Origin of the sequence: Limosilactobacillus equigenerosi DSM 18793 = JCM 14505 (assembly GCF_001311375.1) — a bacterium.
Taxonomy (GTDB): domain Bacteria; phylum Bacillota; class Bacilli; order Lactobacillales; family Lactobacillaceae; genus Limosilactobacillus; species Limosilactobacillus equigenerosi.
Map to the genome: position 1 here is coordinate 1 of NZ_BBAS01000030.1, position 2,097 is coordinate 2,097.

The window sequence follows — 2,097 nt, forward strand, 5'->3', positions numbered from 1 at the left end:
CCTCTTCGCCTTCCGTAATCTTTTGTAGAATTTCATGTAGTTTTACACTAATTGCGTACTCTTGTTTGTATTCCGCAAGGTTAATAGCTCCCATTAAATCGATAATTATTTCCTTGGGTTCATAATAACCAATAAGATACCGTTGAATAATCGCCAAATTTTCAACCGTTTCCGTTGTTTTTTTCTTCAATAACCGGCGAAAAGGCTGGGGTCTTATCGTTAGCTTTGACAATAGCTAACAAGTTATCAATTGAATTTTTAGCTTTTTCCAAAGCTTCATCTTGAGTAATTTTTATGGGTGTAACCTTTTTAATCATTTCACTTCTTCTCCAAACTTATCGATAATCCAATCGATGACTTCGTCGCTGTTCGTTCCTGCCCAGTCTTCGATTTCTGAGCGAGTAAACTTAGTTTGATGATGAATGGTTTGAGCTTGGTTATTAATATCATAACCTCCCCGTTTTTTGTTTAAATTTAAATACTCATCTTCATCCTCGCAAATATGGATATACCACCACTTTTCATCTTTTCGTTCTTCGAGTGGTGTGTCTGCATATTCTTTAACAGCCTTGAAAATCGCCAGCAAATCACAGCTTGCAACACCGTCAATTTCATCAATTACAATTTGATAGCATTCGGTCGCTTTGTTAACCATAACTGCATAATCGCCAACCTCATCTTTAAATCTTTTTTTCAATTCCAATCTGAGAACTTGTTTCTTCGATTTTATAATTAAAGTCATTGTCTGTTTTTGTCTCTTCAAGCTTTTGACAAAAGTCATCTAAAACTTTTCTAATCTCATTTGTTTTCATTTAATCTACCTCTACACTACCGCCGATCGAAGCATGATTTGCATCGCTTGCCACATCACAACCCGATAATTTGTATCTTCACTAGAATTTTGATAAGCAACTTTTGCTAATGTCAGAATTCTTGGCTTTTTATTTTTATTTAATACAATCCCCCTGCCAATTGGCTTTGCATCCAAGCCGATATAAATGTTTTGCGCCATGCATAGCAATTCGCTCAGACACCTTGCTTTCACAAAGGTTTTTCTTGTAGTTACGAACTCTATAATATTTTTTTTCCGTGATTTTCTCATAATGTTTTTTTTCTCCTTTAGTCCTCTACTTACATAAACTCTTCCATATATGCACGATAGCATCGTTCAGAACCGCAAACATCAGTCTCTTCTTCGTACGGAATCCCTTTATCTTCCAACTCTTCTTCTGAAATGTTAACTACATCAAATGATCCATCAGCGCCGTGTTTTTCGACCCATTTTTCTCCACAAAAGAAACACCGTTTTACATCATAATGATTTTCCATTCTTACTCCTCGACTTCCACACCGAACACTTCGATGAACTTTTGAACAAATTCATGATTGGGTTTTACTGCTGGATTAATGTCTGTTAAATAATCAACGATTTCAGCTTCATCAAAAGCCGTTTTATAACCTTCATCTTCTGCATAAAAATACTTGCCGACATAGAAATATCCGTCTTCATCACAAACTAAACAATAATCTTCATCAAAGAAAATCCTGTACTTCTTCATATTCTGTCCACCACCCTTGAGCTATAAGCCAGCAATCATAACGATTACTCCAATCACTACTGCTGCACCTGACATAATCATCAAAATAAATGAAACTAAGCCCGTAATTCCTAAAATCGATTCTAGCTTTTTGTTTTCAATCTCTTGTTTGTCAAGCGAAGTTACAATTCCGCCCACAATTAATAAAATCGCAAATGAAATTACTAAAATGATTAGCCCTGCAAGAGTTGTCGTTGATCCAAAATGAAACATCAATCTTCACCAACTTCCTGTCCAAATAAATCAAGGAAAGTCGTCACCATTTCGATAGTAATGTGCATCGATGGATTTCGGTCAAACAGGTAATCAAAGATGTCATCACTGTTGAATTCTTTCTTATACCGACCGTTGTCTTTAAACACTTCAAACGGAGCAACGTAATATTTTCCATCTGATTTCCTTTGAATTAATGCATCATTTTCATCCATAAAAATTCTGTAATTTTCCATTCCTTATTCTCCAATAATTTCAGTTACGTCATAATCAACGTTGGTAAAGT

The 2,097-nt window shown here is 35.3% G+C and carries 9 protein-coding genes; all 9 read right to left on the reverse strand.

Features of this window, described 5'->3' with window-relative positions:
* Positions 1-190, reverse strand: a 190-nt coding sequence (locus JCM14505_RS09825; RefSeq protein WP_225352331.1) for a hypothetical protein, incomplete at its 3' end; no start/stop codon positions are given.
* On the reverse strand, positions 162-317 hold the full coding sequence (locus tag JCM14505_RS09080) for a hypothetical protein (RefSeq protein WP_156249885.1): 156 nt from the start codon (positions 315-317) through the stop codon (positions 162-164). The genes JCM14505_RS09825 and JCM14505_RS09080, both read right to left, overlap by 29 nt.
* A complete protein-coding gene (locus JCM14505_RS08350) occupies positions 314-703 on the reverse strand; it encodes a hypothetical protein (protein ID WP_156249886.1) in 390 nt (129 codons plus the stop codon). Before JCM14505_RS08350 ends, JCM14505_RS09080 begins: the two co-directional genes overlap by 4 nt.
* Complete coding sequence (locus JCM14505_RS10210; RefSeq protein WP_263848985.1) at positions 681-812, reverse strand: hypothetical protein; 132 nt, start codon at positions 810-812, stop codon at positions 681-683. Before JCM14505_RS10210 ends, JCM14505_RS08350 begins: the two co-directional genes overlap by 23 nt.
* A gap of 11 nt (positions 813-823) precedes the next feature.
* Complete coding sequence (locus JCM14505_RS08355) at positions 824-1,102, reverse strand: hypothetical protein (RefSeq protein ID WP_054654038.1); 279 nt, start codon at positions 1,100-1,102, stop codon at positions 824-826.
* Between the two features lie 29 nt (positions 1,103-1,131).
* Positions 1,132-1,329: a hypothetical protein gene (locus JCM14505_RS08360; protein ID WP_054654040.1), complete on the reverse strand. Its 198-nt coding sequence runs from the start codon at positions 1,327-1,329 to the stop codon at positions 1,132-1,134.
* Positions 1,330-1,331: 2 nt separating this feature from the next.
* Positions 1,332-1,559: a hypothetical protein gene (locus JCM14505_RS08365; RefSeq protein WP_054654042.1), complete on the reverse strand. Its 228-nt coding sequence runs from the start codon at positions 1,557-1,559 to the stop codon at positions 1,332-1,334.
* Between the two features lie 21 nt (positions 1,560-1,580).
* Positions 1,581-1,811 carry a hypothetical protein gene (locus JCM14505_RS08370; RefSeq protein ID WP_054654044.1) on the reverse strand — a complete coding sequence of 77 codons (231 nt, stop codon included), beginning with the start codon at positions 1,809-1,811 and terminating at the stop codon, positions 1,581-1,583.
* Positions 1,811-2,047, reverse strand: coding sequence for a hypothetical protein (locus JCM14505_RS08375; RefSeq protein ID WP_056995712.1), 237 nt, complete (start codon positions 2,045-2,047; stop codon positions 1,811-1,813). Before JCM14505_RS08375 ends, JCM14505_RS08370 begins: the two co-directional genes overlap by 1 nt.
* Positions 2,048-2,097 lie beyond the last annotated feature (50 nt).

Bases quoted from the DNA above. Each gene is read 5' to 3' on its own strand.
- JCM14505_RS09080 (WP_156249885.1), bottom strand. From the start codon at position 317: ATGATTAAAAAGGTTACACCCATAAAAATTACTCAAGATGAAGCTTTG.
- JCM14505_RS10210 (WP_263848985.1), bottom strand. From the start codon at position 812: ATGAAAACAAATGAGATTAGAAAAGTTTTAGATGACTTTTGTCAAAAG.
- JCM14505_RS08355 (WP_054654038.1), bottom strand. From the start codon at position 1,102: ATGAGAAAATCACGGAAAAAAAATATTATAGAGTTCGTAACTACAAGA.
- JCM14505_RS08360 (WP_054654040.1), bottom strand. From the start codon at position 1,329: ATGGAAAATCATTATGATGTAAAACGGTGTTTCTTTTGTGGAGAAAAA.
- JCM14505_RS08365 (WP_054654042.1), bottom strand. From the start codon at position 1,559: ATGAAGAAGTACAGGATTTTCTTTGATGAAGATTATTGTTTAGTTTGT.
- JCM14505_RS08370 (WP_054654044.1), bottom strand. From the start codon at position 1,811: ATGTTTCATTTTGGATCAACGACAACTCTTGCAGGGCTAATCATTTTA.
- JCM14505_RS08375 (WP_056995712.1), bottom strand. From the start codon at position 2,047: ATGGAAAATTACAGAATTTTTATGGATGAAAATGATGCATTAATTCAA.